Source organism: Streptococcus sp. ST16 (assembly GCF_046098135.1).
Classification (GTDB): Bacteria; Bacillota; Bacilli; order Lactobacillales; family Streptococcaceae; genus Streptococcus.
This window is the reverse complement of the sequence record NZ_JBJUSE010000007.1, coordinates 61,705-82,949: the sequence shown is the minus strand read 5'-3', so window position 1 is coordinate 82,949 and position 21,245 is coordinate 61,705. Positions and strand designations below refer to the sequence as shown.

The following is a 21,245-nucleotide window of genomic DNA, read 5'->3' as shown; positions in this document are numbered from 1 at the left end:
CGCCCCTCCTTTCTATCTCATAGTATTCGTTATAGAACACTTTATAACTATTAAATTTCTTCTTTTTTAATCAATTCTGTACGAATTTCTTGTGGAGCCAATAGTCCTGAATGAACTGGATATGGTCGTTCAAGTAAGTCAAGAATGGTTTGTTGGTGTTCAGATATGCGCACATTTTCTTGACTCATATTGTAGTAACGGAGAACATATCCTTCTTCATTTTCCGCCACTTTAAAGGCTGTTGGGCAAACTTGTGGTAAGCTGAGTGCCGCATGACTCAAGAGGCTACCAGTCGCAGCAACACTTCCTTCTTGTTTAGCAACTTGAAGACTAGTGAATGGTGTTTGGAAGGCTTTGGCACGACGGAAAGCTGAGAAGCGTTCTTGTGCTTGGTGACATTCAAGTGCAAACTCGACTTCAAAATCACGCAAACATTGAGCCTCTGGTGTCGGGAAGTAACCCCAGTCACCTAGCTCACCTGAAGCACGAAGGATGGTCACTGCAATAGTATCATCGCCAAGGATTTCATACTCATGCAATCCTTTATTGGCTACCGTCACCCCTTTTTCATCATCATAAAGGCTGACAAAGGCTTGTTGGTGTTGAGGATTTTCAGGATTTTCCCATGAAGCCGCTGGTTTGTGTGGTCGTGTCACCACCTCATAGATGCTTTCAGAGTCATTGCTTGGACGTGTGTTATGAGTCTTAACCAAGAGACGGATACGGTGGTCCTTGGCTGTGTTAGTAAAGCGAGTCTTGAAGCGGATTTGTGGATTGTCAACAAAGACGGTCATCTCCGTTTCAAGAAGAATGCTTGTCAATTCTTCTGAGCGCCCAGCTTCACGCGTCATAAACTCGATGATGCCTCTTTGTTCTGCATCTAATTTTTCGTCTGCACTTACTGGAATTGTCAATTCATGCTTGAGCAAGACCTTAGCAAAACGAGCTGTATTTTCCAAGACTTCATAGCCTTTGAGTTCTGCGTAAATAGGCTCTGTTCCTTTTGGTTGGAAATAGATGTACTCATTTCCAATGTCACCACGGTCTTCAAAGCGGATAACATCTTCATAAGCTTCATGAGTTGTCTTGTCGTAGACCGTGATATTTTCATCCACACTTACCGTTACAAATGGCGTATCAATCACTCCATTTTGGTAAATACCGTCACGGCCTTCTTGTTCTCCTTCAAGTAATTGGAAGGTTGTCCAAGAGAGAGGTGCTAGATGAACAGGGACTGTCACGCGCACTTGACGAGCGATGCGAGCCTGACGGAACTTGTCTTTTGGCAAATCATACTCAAAGTTAGCTCCCAGGTCTTCGATTTTCGCTTCTACAGCATGCCCCTCCAAGTCTTCGACACGGTAGTTTGGCAAGGTCAAGGCTGCCATTTTCTTGTAGCCTTCTGTTGGGTGCAATTCCTTGAAATCACAAATCGCCACATCAATCACTGTGCTGACAGTGTCAACCTTGTCATGCAAGCCTGTATTGATGACCGTAAAGAGATGGTCGCTTTGAGCTTCGTGGGTTGCAATTTTACCCTTCCACTCGTTGAGAAGATTGGTCTTAACGAAGTTTCCGACTTGGTTGACCTTGGCAAAACGTGTCTCCATCTCACGGTGAACTTCGTCCACGCTACAGCCACAGATACTATCATGCGGTGCATTTTGTAGAAGGACTTTCCAAGCATAGGTCAACTGGTCCTTGTGGTTGTGTCCACCAGTGATGACGGTCAAGGGTTCCACTACTTGCTCCAGCAAGTTGCTATTTTCTTGGAAGGCTTGTTTGAGGTAAATACGGGATGAAGAAGTGTTAGCCAGTGTATACCAACCATCTGTTTCCTGACTGGTCAACTCACCCGTAACGGTCGATAGTTGCTCTGGCAGAGCACTTTCTACTGCGTTGATATAGTCATCAAAAGAACTATGCACAAAGGTCACATCTGGGAAGAGTTCATTTGCCACACGAATGGCTTCGCTCAGATTTTTCTGCACAGGTTGGTGGTCACATCCGTTCATCATCAACCATTGGTTGGTCGAAGCGTAGTCACGCACGTCTGACAGTTTTTGTTTCCAGAAGGCCAGGGCCTCATCCTTATCAACTGGGATTTCATTTCCATTACTGTACCAGTTGGCAAAGAGGATACCGAGGACACGACTTCCGTCTGCACCCTGCCAGTACATTTCTGAAAACTGGGAAGTGAACTGCTCATCTTCGAGGACTTGGTTGTCAAAGCCAATCGGCTTGACACCACGGCCAAAGGCTGCCACGTGAATGCCTGATTTTTGAAGGATTTGAGGCGCTTGCCCCATATTTCCAAAGGTATCTGGGAAGTAACCAATCTGGGTTGATTTGCCCCATTTTGCACATTCTGCTTGACCAATCAAGGTGTTGCGGACATTGGCTTCGCTGGAAATCAAGTAATCATCCTGCAAGATGTAAAAGGGACCAATTTTGAGTTTGCCTTGGTCGATGTAACCTTGGACTTTGTCGCGATTTTCAGGGCGAATTTCCAAATAGTCATCAAGGACAATGGTTTGGCCATCCAAGTGGAAACTCTTGAACTCAGGGTCATTTTCAAAAAGGTCAAAAAGATTATCAAATAATTCCACCAACTGCATACGGTGGCTTTCAAAAGGTAAGTACCACTCACGATCCCAGTGACTATGTGAGATAATATGTACAACAACATTTTCCATGAGTAAAACCTCATTCTAACTTAAATTTTTATTTCTATCTAACTAAAGAACTGACTAGCGGATATCTAGATAATCCAAAACCAATTCACAAAACATCATGTTGGCCCAAGAGAACCATTCACGTGAGTAAAGCGTTGGGTCGTCCACGTGGAAGCTTTCGTGCATGACACCTGTGCCACCATCGCAGGCAACCAGCTGGTCCAGCAAGAATTTCTTCTCGGCCTTATCTCTTGTTGTCAAGCCTTGGATAGAAAGGGCAATGGGCCAGATATAGCGATAGAAGGTATGAGAACTTCCGAGACCGCTAGCGTATTCTCCTTGGTAGAAGTATGGATTTTCAGGGCTCAGAATGGTACGGCGTGTGGCTTGATACACTTCGTCTTCAATGTCGCAATAGCCCAGATAAGGCGCAGCCAGCAGACTCGGTACATTTGGATCATCCATGATGCTAGCATTTCCTAGGCCATCCACTTCAAAGGCGTAAATCTTTTCACCCTTGCTGTTAGTTGTGTAAGCGTAATTTTCGATGCCTTCTTGGATTTCAGCCTGGAGACGCTTAGCATCAGCAATAATACTCTCACTATCAGCTAGGTCTAGTTCTGTAAAGATTTCTTGCACGTACCCCAAGACTACTACAGCAAACATATTGGACGGAATCAAATAGCTATACTGGCAGCAGTCATCACTCGGACGAAAGGCTGACCAGGTCATACCTGTCACTGCAAAGGCAGGTCCAAAGCCATCATTTACCAGAGTATCTTCCTTGCGGTCCGTATCACGGACAAAACGATAAGGTGAATTGTTGTGGTCTTGTTCCACCGTCCACAGATGAAGAATTTCCTTGGTCGCTGCGACAAAAGTCTCATCAAACTGACTGGTTTCGCCAGTCTCTTTCCAAAGGAGATAAGCCAACTGCAAAGGATAGCAGAGAGAGTCCACCTCATACTTGCGCTCCCAAATCCAGCCGTTAAGGTCTGTGTGGTCTGTCTCATGGTGACCTTTCCAGTTCTCCTCAATGTTAAAGGAGTTGGCATAAGGATCCTTGAGCACCAAGGTCATCTGACGCTTGACCAAACCTGCAATGGTCTGACGCAGGAGAACATCTCTTTTAGCCACATGAAGGTAGGGTCTGAGTTGGGCAGTCGAATCACGAAGCCACATGGCAGGAATATCCCCTGTGAGCACAAAAGTTGAACCATCTTCCAATATCTCAACTGTATTGTCCAAGGTGTCGGTATAGCAACGCTCAAAGACATCCACCCACTCCGGATGGTCCTTGGCACGCTCTGCTACTTCGTCTAGCCATTCTCTAACAATTTCTTTTGAATAAATCATCGTGCAGTATCCTCTTTCAAACAAGTTTCATGTTCAGTATAAAAAAAAACGCCTCCAAAAGATATACACAAACTAAAGGCGTTTTGAAACAAACTTATGAAAAAATTATGTAGAGATTCCTATTGTTTCGTTTATTCTAAAAATCATAGTCATCATCTAGCATTGCTTCTGCATTTCCCATTAGATATCCCGCACCCACTTGAGAAAAGAAATCGTGATTAGCAGTTTCAATCGAAATACCATTCATGACAATTGGATTTACATCAGACGCTGTAATATTCGAAAAGTAACTTTGAAAACCCATATTTTGTAGCGCTTTATTGGCATTGTATTTAACAAATACCTTTATTTCTTCTGCCAGACCAATAGGTGCATAGACTTCATCTGTATATGCAAACTCATTTTCTAAAAGATCATCTAAAAAACGATACATCCAAGTTATGAACTCATGTTGTTCCGTTTCTGAGAGCTCATCAAAGGTTAAGCGAAACTTATATCCCAGATAAGTCCCATGTACAGATTCGTCCCTAATTACTAATTTGATTAACTCTGCTAGATTAGCTAGTTTATTTTGTCCACGATACCAAAGCGGTATGAAAAAGTTGCTATAGTATAGGATTCCTTCTAAAAACACACTCGCAACCATCACCTGTAGAGGGGTTCCATGCTGATACATCTCATTTATCTTTTGGGCTTTATACTGCATTTTAGAATCCTGATTCATCCAATCATATATTTTCTCAATTTCCTTAAAAGTATTTAACGAAATCAATATGGTACCGTATGTCTTAGCATGGATAGATTCCATAAATGTAAAATCACTCAGAACCGCTCTCTCCTTGCGAGTTCGAACGTGCTGTTTAATAGAATACAACCCCTCTTCGGATTGAAGCGTATCAAGCAAAGCCAAGCCCCCTACCGCTTTCTTGACAACCTCTTTTTCCGGATCTGATAGTTGCTTCCAATCAAGCAAGTCATTTGATACTGGAACACGAGTATCAATCCAAAATTGTGCCGTGGCTTTATCCCAAACATAGTCGTCTAACTCATCCTCAACTTCTTTCCAATTTAATGTCCGATGTAACATATAAATCCTCCTCAAAAATCATAGTCATCATCACGTGATTCTTCTATCCTATGGATAGACATCTGCCCGAGAAGCTCGTGCTTTCTCAGCCTGTTCAATACTCGATCAAGCGCAGAGAGAATCTCCCTATCAACCGGGTACCTCTCTTCAACCCCGATACTCTCTAACAAATGATTGGCTTCTCTTTGTACAAGGTTCTGAGTCAATTTTTGAATGTCAGCATCTACATAAAGTTCACGAATAATTTTCCCCTCTGTTTCTAAGATTCTATCAATCATTTCAACAGCCCAGGTTTGAAATGAAATTTGGCCAGCTCTATCCATTCTCGCCAAAAGAAGATTGACTTTATGTATCAGATAGTCACAATGCAATGACTCATTCAAGAGAATCATTTTCACCATTTCGCCAAGATTAGTAAAGCCCTTTTGAATCCACAGTTTCATCAAAAAAGCAAGTTGACTATAAGTCATAATTCCTTCCACACAAGTAGCCATAAAGCGCTTCTGAATCGCATTTTTACTATGATATACCGTATCGACTCTTTCTAGTCGCTCCACTACCAATTTATGTTGATCTACCCACTCAAATAAGGATGCCACCTCCCGCTCGTCCTCATTAAAGGAGTATAAAATAGTATTATAGGCCTTGGTATTTACCATTTCAGTGAACTGTAGATTATTTACAATAGCAACCTCCTGTTGCGAGCGTTCACTATGCCGTATAAACTCCTCCGCCTCTAGCGACTGGTAAGTTGATAAATTCGCCAGAAAGATCAGCGAGCGATTTAATTCTTGCTTCTCCTCTACCGACAAACGATTAAAAGCAGGTTTATCATTTTCAATTGGAATTCGATTGTCTAGCCAAAATAACGATGTCGCTCTCTCCCACGTAGCGTTATCCAATTCATCCTCAATCTCATTCCAGTTGATTGCTTTGTAATATAGAAATTTTTTTGACATCTTCTCTCCTTAAATCATACAAGATTCACAGCTATTTACACTGTTAAATTCGTCATCCTCTGTATAGGTTCTGACATAATAAAGTGATTTTATCCCTTTTCGCCATGCGTAATTCCGAAGACGATTCAAGTCACGTGTCGTTAGCATTGTATTTCCCTTAGTTTTCCATTCATATAGTCCTTCAGGTAATTGAGAACGCATAAAGAGAGTCAGACTCATTCCCTGATCAATGTGTTTTTGTGCGACTGCATATACATCAATAATTTTACGCTGATCCATGTTATAAGCAGTCTCATAAAATGGTAAGGTATCATTGGACAGATACGGAGCGGGATAAAAGATCGATCCCACCTTCTTTTCCTGCCGATTTTCTACCAACTGAGTAATCGGGTGAAGAGAAGCACTCGTTTCGTTGATATAAGAAATAGAACCATTAGGCGCCACTGCTAAACGATTTCGATGGTAGAGGCCATCTTTCATGACCTTCTCCCTTAGTACCTTCCAATCTTCTTTCGTTGGAATAGGAATATCCTTAAAAATGGCTGCTATCTTAGGAAATCTAAATACAAAATCCTGCTCTACATATGGTGAAAAGTAACTTCCATCGGCATAGCTCGAATCCGCAAATTCATAAAATGTCTCATGCCGCTCTCTTGCGATTCTATTGCTGGATACTAAAGAATAATAATTCAATGCCAAGAAGTAAGCTTCTGTAAATTCTAGAGATTCTTTTGAACCATACTTGATTTGGTGCAAAGCAAAAGCTGTGTGTAATCCCATCGCTCCGAGTCCTATCGTATGGTAGAGACGATTTCCTTTATTTACTGTAGGCACTTCTTCAACAGACTCTAGATCTGTAACAGTCGTTAAGGCACGAACCATTGTATCAACAGAGGCAGCAAAATCTTCAGATTTTAGTAAATTAACAATATTAGTTGATCCAAGGTTACAACTAATATCCGTTCCCACCTCATGATAGGATAAATCATCATTCAATACGGATGGAGTTTGTGGTTGCAAAATCTCTGAACAAAGATTACTCATAATGATTTTCCCTTTGACGGGATTCGCGCGATTAGCGACATCGATATTTAGAATATAAGGATAGCCAGACTCTTGTTGCAAGCGGGAAATTTCCTGTTCCAATTCTCTCGCTTGAACAACTGTCTTTTCAATAGCTGGATTTGCAACCAATCGGTCGTATTCAGCCGTGATATCTACGTACGAAAAAGGTTTCCCATAGACTTTTTCAACATGATAAGGATTAAACAGATACATGGGTTGATTTGTTTTAATCAGCTCGTAATACTTATCCGGAACGACCAACCCTAGAGAGAGGGTTTTAACACGAATTTTTTCATCTGCATTTTCTTTCTTTGTCGATAAAAAGGCGAGAATATCCTGATGAAAAACATTCAAGTAAACGACTCCTGCCCCATTTCTCTGTCCTAGTTGATTGCTATAGCTAAAAGAGTCTTCTAGTAGTTTCATTACAGGAAGTACTCCCGAAGAAGCATGTTCAATTCCTTTTATAGGAGAACCACTCGCACGTAGGTTCGATAAATTCACTCCAACCCCACCACCAAGTCTAGAAAGTTGCAAAGCAGAGTTGACCCCACGTCCGATAGATAACATAGAGTCATCGAGATCTATTAGAAAACAAGAAACCATCTCACCACGCCGTTTTTTTCCTGCATTTAAGAATGTGGGGGTCGCAGGTTGGTACCGTTGGGTAATCATTTCCTCCGCAATTTTTGTCGCTAAGTTCTGATCACCATTTCCTAGATAGAGGGCATTAAGGAACACCCGGTCCTCAAACGATTCCAAATAGGTCTTTGAATCATCAGTCTTTAGTGCATATTGATTATAAAATTTATAAGCTCCCATAAAACTCTTAAAGGTAAAATCATGTTCTTTGATTTTTTGATATAAGTCCTCTAAAAAATCACTATCAATCTCACCAGACTCTCCACGATACAAGCCCACAACCTCTTCATCCACATAATCCTCTCGAATTAAATACTGGAGACGTTCTTTCAGACTTGAAAAATGCATCGTATGAGGTTCAATTTCATTCTTTAAATAGTCTGTTAAGGCCTCTCTATCATAGTAAAGAGGAATTTCACCATCAATTGGAATGTTCACCATATTGTTCAAAACAAAATAATCCTTAGTAGCTGACATTTATTTTTTCCTCTACTTTCTCAAAACTAGCTAAAATATGTTTGGAGATCCTCTCTACATCTTCATCTGTCCCACGTAATTCAAAAACATCTATAACAGGAAAGCCAAACTGCTCTGCATATTGAAAAGCCGTTAGACAGAATTGCTTATTGAAATTTCGATTACCACTCCCGATAATTCCTAAGCAATAACGAAAATTTCCTTGATACTCCAAAAATTTTCGAAGATTCCCCGTCAGAATTTCTTGGAAACCAGTATCAATTCCATTTCCCCCCTCTAGATAAGTTGGTAAAAAACTGACAAAGGGACCATCTACCGTAATCGCTTTTCCCTTTAAATCTTTTATATTCAAAGACTCAACTTCTCTATGATGCGTCGTCTTTATATATTGACTGACCCGTTGTACAAAAGAACTTGTATTCCCACTTAAACTAATATAATAAAATCTAATTTTTTGCATGACTCCTCCTTTTTTGGTACAATATATTGTGTTTGTCGGATACATCTACGCTATATATTGTGTTTTTTATTTTACTGTATCTAAATGATAAAAAAATTGATATTCGTCAAGTTTCTATAAATTTCTTCAAAATTAGGAGTTTCTATGTCACAACCATGCTTTTATACCGTTCCCCTTTTTAGCTCCCTCTCCCGTGATGAACTTCAGGGTATCCAAAGTCTGTTTCACCATAAGAAATTTAAAAAGGGCGAGTTAATTTTCTCACCCTTTGATGAGGAAACTTTAATCATTGTTAATAGAGGACAATTTAAGGTCTATCGTCTAACTAATGATGGAACCGAGCAATGTATCCGTATCGTTGGCAAAGGAAATTATGAAGGAGAAAACTATCTCTTTGAAGAGAATAATCAGGATCTCTACGGGGAAGCCTTGGTCTCTACAGAAATCTGTGTCATTTATAAAAAAGATTTTCAATACCTTCTCCAGAGTTTTCCACATTTTAGTTGGCAACTTCTACGTCTTAATGCCAGAAAAGCAATCCAGACGGAAGAACAAGTCACCTTATTGGCCCTTGAAAAAATAGAACAACGCCTAGCTTGCTATCTTATTCATCTTACCGAAAAAAGTGACAATCCTAAATTCACCTTTACTTTGCCAATTTCAGAAAAGGAACTTGCTAGTTACCTCGGAACGAGACCCGAAACCATTTCGCGAAAATTTAAGATTTTTGAAGAACATCACTATATTCGAAAGATTCGTCGTACCATTCATATCATAGATGATCAAGCTTTAAGGAATTTATATTGATCTGAAGCTTTTTTGTTCATTTCATGTTATACTATATAAAATATAAAACGTTTACAAAGAGATAATCATGAAACTACTACTTGAGTCCATCGATACCCGCTTTGGCACTGCTAGCAAGCATGCCTTCTCTCGGGGAAATACCTTGCCCTACACGGGCGTGCCTTTTGGGATGAATTACTTTGTGCCCCAGACCAGTGACCAGGAGGGAGCTTGGTTTTTCGATCCGCATCTGCCCGTCTTTCAAGGGATTCGATTAACCCATCAGCCCAGTCCTTGGATTGGCGACTACTCTTGGCTCCTTCTGACACCTGTCACAGGCCAGCTTGGGGGTGACAGCCTCTTTCACCGTCAATCCTCCTATGATATGGATAAGGCCTCTTTCCAACCTCATTATCTGAAGATTTTCTCCCTGCGCTTTCAGATTGAAAGCCAACTGACACCGACTTGCTATGGCGCTTCTATTCGTCTAGAGCAAAAGCAAGGCAAAGTCCTCTCCCTCTATCTTCACGCAGCAGATGAACTGACAGTAGAACAAATAGGTAAGCGAACTCTTGCACTAAGACAAGAAGGCAAAACTGAGACCAATAAAAATCCTCTGATACTGTTTACTGCCCTACAAATAAATACGGATATTCTTGCTGTCAGCCAAGAAAGCGGAGACTGGCGAATTGACCTGACAGATAGTCATGCTGAAATCCAGCTAGCAACTTCTTTCATCTCTCCATCTCAAGCTCTGCTTAATCTACCTCAAAAGGACTTTGACAGCTGTAAAGCAAGTGCCCAAGCGAAATGGGAAAATCTTCTCCACCGTTTTGACGTTATCGAGACAGGAGAGGCTGACCGAACCTTCTTTGACCACTGCCTTTACAGACTCTTCCTCTTCCCGCAGACTTTTTATGAGGTTGATGAATCAGGGCAAGCCATCCACATGGATCTGGCTACTGGTACTGTCAAGCCCGGTGTCCTCTTTAGCAACAATGGCTTCTGGGATACCTTCCGCACCACCTTCCCCCTCTTTGCCCTTGTCATACCGGAACACTATCGTCTCTTTTTAGAAGGCTTTCTCAATAGCTACCACGATACTGGATTCCTTCCAAAATGGCTAGCTCCAGACGAACGGGGTATGATGCCTGGTACCCTTTTAGATGGCATTATCGCAGACAGCGCCTGCAAGGACATGGCCCCCGACCTAGAAAAAGAACTCCTTCAAGCCATGCTGGAGACAGCCACTAAGTCCGACCCTCTCGGCATCAATGGCCGCCACGGACTAGCCCAATACCAAGAACTGGGCTACCTCTCTACCGACCACCACGAAAGCGTCAGCCATACCCTAGACTATACCTATAGTGATTTTTGTATCGCCAGCTGTGCCGAAAAACTAGGTCAGAATGACATCGCGAAAACTTATAGAACTTCGTCACAAAATTACCACCATCTATTTGACACTGCGACGGGCTACATGCGTGCGCGAGATAGCCAAGGCAACTTCCGCCCCGACTTCTCTCCTTATAGTTGGGGACGCGACTACGCCGAATGCTCTGCCATTCAAGCGACCTTAGGCGTCCTCCACGACATCCCAGGCTTAATCCAGCTTATGGGCGGAAAAGAAGCCTTCAGCCGCTACCTTCTGAAAGCCTGTCAGGGTGCTCCTCTCTTTGAAACGACTGGCTATGGTTATGAGATTCACGAGATGAGCGAGATGGCTACAGCTCCTTTTGGGCAAATGGCTATTTCCAACCAACCTAGTTTCCACATCCCTTATCTCTTCCGCTACAGTGACTACCCTGACTACACTGCTCTACTCATCAAGTCGATAAGTCAGAAAGCCTTTCACCCAAGCTGGCAAGCCTATCCTGGCGATGAGGATAATGGCAGTCTCTCTGCTTGGTACATCTGGTCAGCTCTTGGATTCTACCCGACCTGTCCGGGCAAACCAAGTTACGATCTCGGAATCCCTCTCTTTGACCATCTCCGTATCTACCTAGCTAAGGAAAATAAATGGCTGGATATCCATGCCGAGCAAAACCACAGCCATTTCAACTTTGTCAAAGAATGCCGATTGGACAAGACCATAGTATCTAGCATTCAACACCAAGACCTCTTGAAAGCTGAGCAACTGACCTTCACCCTCAGCTGGCTACCAAATCACTCCTAACCAAAAGAACCTTTGCATCGCGCAAAGGTTCTTCTTTTATGAAACTTGGACCTGAAGTTGGTCAACAAGCTGCCCATCTACCGTCAAATTCAGATAAAAGTCCAAGGTTTTATCTCCTGCAAAATACAAGGTTGGTAGCGTTAGCTTTTTTTCAGTCTCGCCAACTTGAAACGCAAGGACTTGAATCTCGTCCCGATAAACGACACCATGCACACCCGTCCCTGGTTGAATCGAAATCTTAGCTTCCAAAGGACTGCTAGATTCTCTTCGCTTCACTGTAAAGTGGACATTTTCTCCCTTGGTCACAGCCAGACTTTTTTCTGAGAACTCTAGTTGCTGAACAGTTTCTTTTTTCGACAAGGTAGGTGTTTTATAGAGTGAAATCTTGGTTAACAAAGGCAAAGCCTGTGCCTCTGTAATGGTCACGCGTATCTTCTGAACCTCAACGACTGATCCTCGTAAGAGACGTTTGTAGCCAACAGTATAACCAGACCCAAACTCCTGCCAGACACCATCCAACTCTACCTGAACATGAAAAGCAGCGATGCGTTGCCCCAGCTTCAAATCTTCTCTTAACTCAATCACATCAAAAGTTTTAGGTGATCCTAAATCGAGCTCTAATTGGATTGGCAACTCTGCATCACTTGCCCATGAACTGGTCTCTAGCCCATCTGTCAGATGATGACAGGCATAGTCTGGTGATAGAGCAGGGCCAGATACCTTGGCTCCCAGAGCTAAATCTTCCCTATAGAGTGTGTCACGGTAGGCAGCAAATTCATAGAGACGCTGGATATCCTTTTCGTCAAAGAGGCCATCTTGGTTCGGTGGGATATTAAGCAAGAGTGGAGTTCCCCGCCCTACTGAGTGAAAGTAGATTTCGACCAACTCCTCGAGAGACTTGGGATCCTGATCCTCATGGTAAAACCAGCCCGGGCGAAGAGAAACATCTGCCTCACCGATTGAAAATAGCGTTCCAGAGGGGTCTCCGTGCTGTAGATAATCTAATTCCGCCTCGGTCCCCAACTGGTCTGGTTTGACTTTTTGCCACAAGGGATCTCCTGCATAGCCTCGTTCATTGCCAATCCAGCGAATACTAGTTCCCTCAGTTGAGAAAATCAAACAATCCCCCTGCAAGTCACGAATGGTTTCAAACTAAGTCTCAAATTCATAGTTGACTTTCTGGGCCCCTTCGCCTCGAGCACCATCCATCCACACCTCAGTGAACTTCCCAGCATTCCCATAGGCAGGATTTGACAAGATTTCCTTCAATTGAGCCAGATAGTAGGCATTGTAGTCCGCTTCTCGGCCCACGTGATAGAGGGGACTGTGAGCATCCCAAGGAGACAAATACACTCCCAAATCCATGTCAAACTCAGTTGCAGCTTTGGAAACCTCAAGGAGCAAGTCCCCCTTTCCATCCCTCCAAGGGCTAGCCTTGACCGAATAATCTGTGTGGGCTGTCGGGTAAAGCACAAAACCATCATGGTGCTTGACCACCAAAATTAGCTTTTTAAAACCTGTTTCTTTGAGCACTCGAACCCACTCACGCGCATCCAACTGAGTCGGGTTAAGGCGTTCAGGCTTCTCCTGACCTGTCCCCCATTCCTGGTCATAAAAGGTATTGGGTCCAAAATGGATAAAGGCAGCTAGTTCATCCTCTAAATAATCTAGTTGGGCCTGACTTGGTAATGGCCCATGTGGTTTTATGTTCGTCATCATCTCATATTTCTTTCTCTTGTTCACAAAGTTATCCACAACTTGTGGATAAGAAAACATGCCTACAAACTAATTTCTCCAGAATCCAGCTCTTAGACTTGGAAGCTTCCACCCTAAACAGACCTTTGTCAAATAGCTCTGTACTAAGGTTTTTACTAGCTCTCTAGCAAGTTACTAATGTACGGAACTATTATCAGAATACTTCAACACCATGAGTTGTATGTCATTTTCTCCTAGACTTATCCACAGACTGTGAATAAACTATTGTTCCAGACCGCTCTCTCCTTGACTATAACAAAAAGCGATAGTAGCGTCAATATGACTAAGATTTCTTCCTAAATTCCCTGAAAAGATTCTATAATTTGTACAATCGTAGCTTTTGCATTCGTCAGCTAGTTAGAAGCAGCAAGTAGAAAATGACTGCCTTATCACATTGTGAACAGCACTGCTGTGGTACTATAATACCTAACAACCTAATCATTTCTAGCAAAAAATCCCGCAGATTTGAGGGATTTTCTCTTGCATCAATGCGCCAACATTTCTTGGGCGATTTCTTGGCCAGATAGGTTATCTGGGTAGTAGGTTGGCCAGTTGTCCATCTCTTCAAAGAGGGCTTCTTGGCTGGTGCCTCCAAAGAAGATATGGAAATGTTCTGCCTTAACTGGGGCGATATTGTGGTCACTAAACTGAACGTACTTGAACTGTCCAGCGTCCGCATCTGTCGCTTCAAAAAGGAAGCGCACTCCACGATTACCTTTCTTATAAGTCAAGATTTTCTTGCCGACATACTTGTAGGTGAATTTCTTGCTTTGGCCACCTTGAACAAATTCCATAGTATTATCAGTGATGTTGATCTTAGTCACATCTGTCTGATAGCCTTTTCTATAGTAGGCCTTGTACTCATCCTTTGTCATCTTACCAGTCAACTTAGCCTTGTAGTCAAAGACTTGATCAAAGGTCCCATCTTCAAGGAAAGGATAGACTGACTGCCAGTTACCAGCATAGTCACTCAAGGTGCGATCCTTGACGTCTGCATCCTCAAAGTAACCATTGTGAACTGTCTTGGTGTTTTCTTCCTTCTCTGGTTCGATTTCTTGTCCTTCTTGGTCTGTTGTCTGCTTCAAAGCCTTGAGATTTTTCTCCATCACGGAGATGTAGTCCTCACCGGCCTTGGTTGCTTCTTCTGTCAGACTTTCTAGCGGATTGAGCACATCTAGTTTGACACCTGTTTCTTTTGAGAGTGTATTGGCTAGGGCTTGTGAGGCATTTTCTTCAAAGTAGATATAAGAAATCTTGTTTTTCTTGATATACTCTGTCAATTCTGCCAAACGTGCTGCTGATGGTTCTGCATCTGGTGAGAGACCTGAGATGGATACTTGCTTGAGACCGTAGTCCAAGGCAAGGTAGTTAAAGGCAGCATGCTGGGTCACAAAACTCTTTTGTTTAGCTTGAGACAAGCCATCTGTGTATGCCTTGTCCAAGGCTTGCAATTTTTCGATATAGGCAGCCGCATTCTTCTCAAAAGTCTCTTTTTTATCAGGATAATCTGCTGACAAACTGTCACGGATATGCTCTACCAGTTTGATAGCACGTGCTGGTGATAACCAAACGTGGGGATCGTACTCATGGTGATGGCCTTCTTCTCCATGGTCATGGTCTCCCTCTTCTTCCTCACCACCTGGCAAGAGGAGCATATCACCTGTCGCCTTGATGGTTTTCACTTTTTTCTTATCCAAGGATTCTAGCAATTTTGGAACCCAAGTTTCCATATTTTCATTTTCATAGACAAAGGTATCTGCATCTTGGATTTTAGCAACTGCCTTTGCAGACGGTTCGTATTCGTGAGGTTCTGTACCAGCACCGATTAGAAGTTCTACATTAGCAGTATCTCCTGCGACTTGCTTGGTAAATTCGTAGACAGGGTAAAAGGTTGTCACGATATTTAGCTTCCCATCTGCCTGTTTTTGATTGGAACAAGCCACTAAAAACAGGGCACATAGACTAGCTAGCAGTAAGCTCAGTTTTTTCATTTCATTCTCCTATTTGATAAAACGTTTCAGTAGACTGACTAACAAAAAGACAGCTACAAAGATAATGGTGATACTAGCGCTAGCAGGGGTTTCCGCATAGTAGGAAATATAAAGTCCTGCCACCATTCCCAAAAAGCCAATAGCGCTGGCTAGTAACATAACGGATTTGAAGTTTTTCCCCAAACGAAGGGCAATGCTAGCTGGCAAGACCATAATGGTCGACACCAAAAGGGCTCCTGCCGCTGGTATCATAAGGGCAATGGCAACCCCTGTCACCATGTTAAAGAGGATAGACATAGTGCGGACAGGTAACCCATCTACAAAGGCCGTATCCTCATCAAAGGTCAGGATGTACATAGGACGTAAGAACAAGAAAGTCAAGAGCAAAACGACTGCAGCAATGACAAAGAGGGCAATGACCTGCTCCTCACTGATAGTCACAATCGAACCAAAGAGGTATTGATCCAGACTCATGGAACTCGAACTTTTCCCCTTACTCATCACGATAAGGGAGACTGCAAGCCCTGTCGACATGAGGATGGCAGTCCCGATTTCCATAAAGTTCTTGTAAACCGTACGGAGATACTCCAGAAAGACCGCAGCTATCAAGACAATGACAATGGTCGAAATAGTTGGAGAAATCCCCAAAACCAGACCAAAGGCAACCCCTGACAAGGAAACGTGACTGAGAGTATCACTCATCAAACTCTGACGACGTAAGATAAGGAAGGTCCCCAGAACTGGTGAAAAGAGACTCATGGCAATGACCGCCAAGAAGGCACGCTGCATAAAGTCATAGGATAACAAACTAAGCATGTTCCACCTCCTGGTCGCTTTCGTGAACGTTGAAACAACGCCATGGCGAATCTTGATTGCGCACTAGATGAATATTGCGATCCGCATAGTCCTTGACCTCCTCAGGGTCATGGGTAATCATCAAAACGGCCTTGCCATGATGGTGGGCACTATGGTGCATGAGTTCGTAAAATTCATTTTTGCTTCCAGCATCCATCCCTGTTGTCGGCTCATCCAGGACAAAGATATCTGGGTCAGAAGCAAACATCCGAGCAATCACTGCCCGTTGCTTTTGCCCTCCCGAGAGGGAACCAATTCGTTTGTCACGGTGTTCCCACATACCAACTGAATCTAGACTAGCCTTGATATGCTCCTCATCATGGGCATTCAAGCGACGGAACCAGCCCTTTCGCGGATAGCGACCCGACTTGACAAATTCATAAACTGTACTTGGAAAACCAGCATTAAAACTAGCTATCTGCTGGGGAAGATAAGCTATCCTTAGCTTTTTCCCATGAGTATTTGTCTTTGAAATGGTTACCTTGCCAAATCTTGGCTGCAAGATGCCTAGGCTCGCCTTGATAAGCGTCGTCTTGGCAGCCCCATTTTCACCAGTCAGGGTGACAAACTCCCCACTATCAACACTATAGTTGATATGCTCGAGGACAGGTTCCTTGTCATAATAGAAAGACAAGTTCTCTACTGTAATATACCGCATTATTTGATTTCTCCTACTAAAGCAGTTAAAAACCGCTGGATAACTTCTTGTTCATTTGGAGTAAACTGACTTGCCACTTGTTCATAGGCTAAGAGCGTGTGTTCATGATGGTGGTGGTGTTCTGCCGCTACTGGTCGAGCTAGCTCTGTCAGTTGATAAAAGATCACACGCGCATCCTTTGGATCTCTAGATGTCTCTAACATGCCCTCTTTGACCAAAGACTTGATAGCCTTGGTCACTGCCGCCTGACTGACATTAAGGCGACGGGCCAACTCCGAGTTGGTTAGAGATTCTTCTGACAAGAGCATGAGGATGTGTTCCTGAGTGTTGGTCAAGGCAACGTCACTCGTGCAATGCCCAATCAGAATTTCATGCTGGTTCTCAGATCTCAAGATCACCTCGTTTAGAAAGTTATCGATTTCCTGTGCAAGCTGTCTCATGTGTTACTCCTTCCCTAGCTATCTTTTCCGTAAAAAAAAAACTTAGATAGCCACCGATTCTTTACTGGTTAATTATATCATAAACCAAAAAAGAGTCAAGGGAAAAAGGCGTAAAAACGTTTCCCTAGACTCTTCTAGATGGAAAATTTAACCTATTTTAGCTTTGGTTTTCGGCTCGATAAGATACCTGCCAAACCAGCTACCATTCCCATCAAGAGCAAGAAGATGGACTGCTCGCTTCCTGTATTTGGAAGAGCTTTTTCTGAGACAACTGCTTTCTTGCTAAATTGACCTGCCACCTCATAAGTCAATGGCACATTTGTAGTCGCATCGTTAGCAGCCGCATTCGTTTGAGGCGTTTCTACCGGCAGACTAAAAGTTGTAGAATCCACAGAAATCGTCCGTGAGTTCGGATTGATCTTTTCATACTGGGTCAAATCAGCAGTCTTCAGATACTCTTCAAAGGCTGCATCCATAGATGGGCCTTCTTCACGCGCACCACCTAACATAGTGTAGCCATCACCACCCGCAGCTAAGAAATCATTGGTTGCAAGATAGTAGGTTTTTGCAAGGTCTAGAAGATCATAACGACCAGTCGTGCGGTTTTTGACCTGGATGGCCAAGACACGTTTTCCTGATGGTAGGTTGGTATCATAGTAGACCTTCACACCCGAAACTTGCAAGAAGCCCCCACTTGGCTCTAACAATGGTTGCCCATTCTCATCCAAGACCTTCTTGCCATCCTTATCGACCTGCAAGATAGATCCGAGTGACTTTTCAAACATATCCAATACTTGTTGCCCAGTCACTTGGATTTGTGAAATTGTGTTTCCAAATGGAAGAACCGCAATGACATTTCCTTTCGTAATCGGTTTGCCTTTTGCTATGGTTTCACGCAAGCCACCACCATTTGTCACAGCGATGTCTGTCGGATGGCTAAATCCTGTCTGACCATACTGATAGAGGGAGTCCGCTACGACGCTTCCGAGGTTGGTTTCACGAACTCGAACATTTTCACGATCACCGTTTAGTTCTACAGGACTGTTTGAAACGACTTCAACAGCATTTTCAGCATCGTATTTTTGTTTAATGTCTTTGACTAGTTTTTCAACTGTTGGATTTGCAGTTAGTTTCTTGGGGTCAGCAGCTGCAATCAACGTAGGATTGCCCAAAAGCTGACGTGATTTGTAGATAACTTTCCCAACATTATGAAGGTAACTCCCTGTCTGGTTATAGGTAACATTGTCGCCATAAGTTGTAGAAGCTACTGTATGAGAATGCCCATCAATAACTGTCACACGTTTACCTTTGAGACGAGGATTTTTAGATAGAGCTTCTGCCAAGGTTGAACCACGCCACTCGACTGGGGTTGTAGTATCAACACCCAGGTGAGCGAGCACAACATAGTGTTTGTAGTCCTTACCTTCTGCACGAGCCTTTGCTTGAACTTCTTCGATGACCTTATTGACTTCAGAGATTGGATCTGTAAAAGTTACCCCTTTAATGTTTTTAGGGTGGGTTTTTGTAGCTGTTTCAGGTGTTGTTACACCGATTACAACAAACTCATCACCTTCCACAGTCTTATCTTTATCAACGATTGTAGAAGCTTCAAAGAGACGGGCGCCATTGACGTAGGTATTTGAGCTAAGTAATGGGAATTTCAGAATTTCCTTGTATTTTTTAACTTCATCAAGGCCAAAGTCAAACTCATGATTTCCTACTGCCATGGCATCATACTGCATCTGATTGAGAATTTCGGCGCGTGCTTCACCCTTAGTAGAGTTGGAAATCGGCAAACCTTGGAAAGCGTCTCCCGCATCTACGACGAGAGTCGTTTGATTTGATTTCGCGCGTTCCTGCTCAATGACAGTCGCTAACTTGGCATCTCCAATTACTCCCTTTTCCTCTACGATACGACCGTGGACATCATTGGTGTGTAAGATAACGGTGTCCTTTTCTTCGCTTTTAGTAGATTCAGCAGGAGCTGTCGGAGCTTCTGTAGGTGCAACGGTTGCTGGAGTCTCTACCTCATTTGTTGGAGTTGCTGGCGCTGAAGGGTTCGACACAGGAGCAGGAGTCTCCGGCGTGGCGGGAGTTGCTACAACAGCTGAACTTTCTGCAGGAGTTGTTACTTCTTCAGCATAGACTTGTCCAGCTAAAAAGGCTGGGGCTAATAGAGCTGTCGACAAGACAGGTAACAAAGAACGTTTGTTCATTTTGAAATCCTTTTCTTTTCTTTTTTTCCTTTATATTATACGATATTTCTAGAAAATTTGAAACCTTTGACTTATTTTCATCTAAAACATTCGCTATTTAAACAAAAAAGCTTGGGTTCAAATCCCAAACTTTTAACTTATTTTATTGGAAATCTTTGATGTTCCCATCATAGGTCGCCCAGTCATTGCTGAAGAAGCGGTCATTCATCTTGTAGTCTGGAGCTGGTTTCGGATCCGTCAAGAAAGGATTGACAACCTTATCAAAAGCTAGCCAACCTAACCATCCTAGATGAATGGTATCCTTGACAAAATAAGGGTCCCCTCCATTTTTTGAAAAATCAGCAATATTGGTAAAACCTTGACTTTCTAATTGGTATCGAATTTTCTCCACTGCATGCTGGTACATCTCTTCGCTGAGCCCTGTGTACTCCATCCACTTCTTGTTGACGGGCTGGATGACAAAGAGTACATTGACCTTCGATTTTGCAAATTGATTGAGTACCAACTGTAGATCATTGTACTCCGTTGAGCTGAGGAAGCTGTAATTTTTTTGGGAACCCTCCCATTTTTTTAGATCTTTTTTCACCCGAGTATTATAAAAATGATTTTCAATCCCCATATCGTTATTGGTCGTGTTTGCTTCCGCATCCTTACGAGCAATTTTCTCCAACTCATCATACGAAAACTGATCTGGAAGATCTTTTAAATAGTTCTCCACATGTTCCTTGTATTTGAGTTTTCCTCGAATGGAAAATTGACCAAAGAGAGAGGACTGTTTTTCATTGAATCGTGCAAAAATATCAATAGTAAGCCGATCAACCTCTGACAATTCCTCGCCCTTCGATAGCTTTTGAACAATTCCTTTTAATGCAACATTAGGATTCTGCTTTAACAAACGAATAGCTGCATGCTGAGTAGCAGTATCATCAGATTGATTTTCCAAAAAAGCTGTCAACTGATCGCTGTTAAAATAGCTCTGAAAAGCTGAAGAATCAATGTCTGACTGTGTAAACCACTGAGGTGAAATCACAAATACCGCTTGCTTATTCTCTATTTCCGGCAAGATTTGTTGTAATCCAAAATATTGGATGAGAGAGGTTGCTCCTGCCTGACCTAGAAAATAAGGACGATAGGGACGATTGTATTTTTCCGCTAAAACAGCAGGATGCATACTGTCAAATCGAACCCATTCACTTGACCCTAGAAAAGGGATAAAACGCATATTTGGATCCGTAAGGGCCCTTACTTTTTGGCTTCTCTCTTTAAAGCTCTCTGTACTAACAGAAGCCGCCGAGTACTTCTCCTCCGTCAGATTATGGCTTGTTGTACTTGGATAAAAAAAGATGAGTAGAAGAACTAAAAATCCAGCAATGAAGATAGGCCCGAAGATCAGCCACAAGCGTTTAAGCATTCTGCAACTCCGTAATACCTTCTACGATTTTATTAGCCGTATTCCAGTCATCACGACCGAACTCCGTCACTGGAACACGAATGTCAAAACGATTTTCAATCTCAACAATCAATTCAACCGTTCCCATACTATCCAAGACACCGGCATCAAAAAGATCTTCATCCATCATGTCAGAAACATCTTCCATAAACAACTCATCAATAATTTCAATAACTTCTGATTTGATATCCATTTTT

Annotated in this window: 15 protein-coding genes and 1 pseudogene; 2 read left to right on the top strand and 14 right to left on the bottom strand. The window is 42.7% G+C overall.

Features of this window, described 5'->3' with window-relative positions; translation table 11 throughout:
- Positions 1 to 50 precede the first annotated feature (50 nt).
- From ACIY14_RS06040 to nrdI, 6 genes are all read right to left on the bottom strand, one after another.
- Positions 51 to 2,696 carry an alpha-mannosidase gene (locus ACIY14_RS06040; RefSeq protein WP_409001924.1) on the bottom strand — a complete coding sequence of 882 codons (2,646 nt, stop codon included), beginning with the start codon at positions 2,694 to 2,696 and terminating at the stop codon, positions 51 to 53.
- 54 nt (positions 2,697 to 2,750) lie between these two features.
- Positions 2,751 to 4,031 (bottom strand): glycoside hydrolase family 125 protein, encoded by a 1,281-nt coding sequence (locus tag ACIY14_RS06035; protein WP_409001923.1) that lies wholly within the window; start codon positions 4,029 to 4,031, stop codon positions 2,751 to 2,753.
- A gap of 136 nt (positions 4,032 to 4,167) precedes the next feature.
- Entirely contained in the window at positions 4,168 to 5,118 is a 951-nt protein-coding gene (gene nrdF, locus ACIY14_RS06030; RefSeq protein WP_409001922.1) for a class 1b ribonucleoside-diphosphate reductase subunit beta, read from the bottom strand.
- Positions 5,119 to 5,129: 11 nt separating this feature from the next.
- Complete coding sequence (locus ACIY14_RS06025; RefSeq protein ID WP_409001921.1) at positions 5,130 to 6,077, bottom strand: ribonucleotide-diphosphate reductase subunit beta; 948 nt, start codon at positions 6,075 to 6,077, stop codon at positions 5,130 to 5,132.
- Positions 6,078 to 6,086: 9 nt separating this feature from the next.
- Positions 6,087 to 8,261, bottom strand: coding sequence for a class 1b ribonucleoside-diphosphate reductase subunit alpha (gene nrdE, locus ACIY14_RS06020; RefSeq protein WP_409001920.1), 2,175 nt, complete (start codon positions 8,259 to 8,261; stop codon positions 6,087 to 6,089).
- Positions 8,248 to 8,721 (bottom strand): class Ib ribonucleoside-diphosphate reductase assembly flavoprotein NrdI, encoded by a 474-nt coding sequence (nrdI, locus tag ACIY14_RS06015; protein ID WP_084911166.1) that lies wholly within the window; start codon positions 8,719 to 8,721, stop codon positions 8,248 to 8,250. The genes nrdE and nrdI overlap by 14 nt, the downstream gene beginning before the upstream one ends.
- A 144-nt stretch (positions 8,722 to 8,865) precedes the next feature.
- On the opposite strand from nrdI, the gene ACIY14_RS06010 reads away from it, so the two are divergent.
- The gene (locus ACIY14_RS06010; RefSeq protein WP_409001919.1) at positions 8,866 to 9,528 is read left to right on the top strand and encodes a Crp/Fnr family transcriptional regulator; all 663 of its coding nucleotides are present in this window, start codon (positions 8,866 to 8,868) and stop codon (positions 9,526 to 9,528) included.
- A 67-nt stretch (positions 9,529 to 9,595) separates the two neighbouring features.
- A complete protein-coding gene (locus ACIY14_RS06005; protein ID WP_409001917.1) occupies positions 9,596 to 11,683 on the top strand; it encodes a GH92 family glycosyl hydrolase in 2,088 nt (695 codons plus the stop codon).
- 36 nt (positions 11,684 to 11,719) lie between these two features.
- Here ACIY14_RS06005 and ACIY14_RS06000 read toward each other — a convergent pair.
- From ACIY14_RS06000 to dltC, 8 genes and pseudogenes are all read right to left on the bottom strand, one after another.
- A pseudogene (locus ACIY14_RS06000) lies at positions 11,720 to 13,399 on the bottom strand (alpha-L-fucosidase).
- A gap of 524 nt (positions 13,400 to 13,923) precedes the next feature.
- Positions 13,924 to 15,429, bottom strand: a complete 1,506-nt coding sequence (adcA, locus tag ACIY14_RS05995) for a zinc ABC transporter substrate-binding lipoprotein AdcA (protein WP_409001916.1) — start codon at positions 15,427 to 15,429, stop codon at positions 13,924 to 13,926.
- Positions 15,430 to 15,438: 9 nt separating this feature from the next.
- A complete protein-coding gene (locus ACIY14_RS05990; RefSeq protein WP_084877208.1) occupies positions 15,439 to 16,245 on the bottom strand; it encodes a metal ABC transporter permease in 807 nt (268 codons plus the stop codon).
- Positions 16,238 to 16,942 (bottom strand): metal ABC transporter ATP-binding protein, encoded by a 705-nt coding sequence (locus ACIY14_RS05985; protein WP_409001915.1) that lies wholly within the window; start codon positions 16,940 to 16,942, stop codon positions 16,238 to 16,240. Before ACIY14_RS05985 ends, ACIY14_RS05990 begins: the two co-directional genes overlap by 8 nt.
- Complete coding sequence (gene adcR / locus ACIY14_RS05980) at positions 16,942 to 17,382, bottom strand: zinc-dependent transcriptional regulator AdcR (protein ID WP_001249324.1); 441 nt, start codon at positions 17,380 to 17,382, stop codon at positions 16,942 to 16,944. Before adcR ends, ACIY14_RS05985 begins: the two co-directional genes overlap by 1 nt.
- A 152-nt stretch (positions 17,383 to 17,534) precedes the next feature.
- Positions 17,535 to 19,598, bottom strand: a complete 2,064-nt coding sequence (gene nt5e, locus ACIY14_RS05975; RefSeq protein WP_409001914.1) for a cell surface ecto-5'-nucleotidase Nt5e — start codon at positions 19,596 to 19,598, stop codon at positions 17,535 to 17,537.
- A gap of 142 nt (positions 19,599 to 19,740) precedes the next feature.
- Positions 19,741 to 21,009 carry a D-alanyl-lipoteichoic acid biosynthesis protein DltD gene (gene dltD / locus ACIY14_RS05970; RefSeq protein ID WP_409001913.1) on the bottom strand — a complete coding sequence of 423 codons (1,269 nt, stop codon included), beginning with the start codon at positions 21,007 to 21,009 and terminating at the stop codon, positions 19,741 to 19,743.
- Entirely contained in the window at positions 21,002 to 21,241 is a 240-nt protein-coding gene (dltC, locus tag ACIY14_RS05965) for a D-alanine--poly(phosphoribitol) ligase subunit DltC (RefSeq protein ID WP_000351973.1), read from the bottom strand. Before dltC ends, dltD begins: the two co-directional genes overlap by 8 nt.
- Positions 21,242 to 21,245 lie beyond the last annotated feature (4 nt).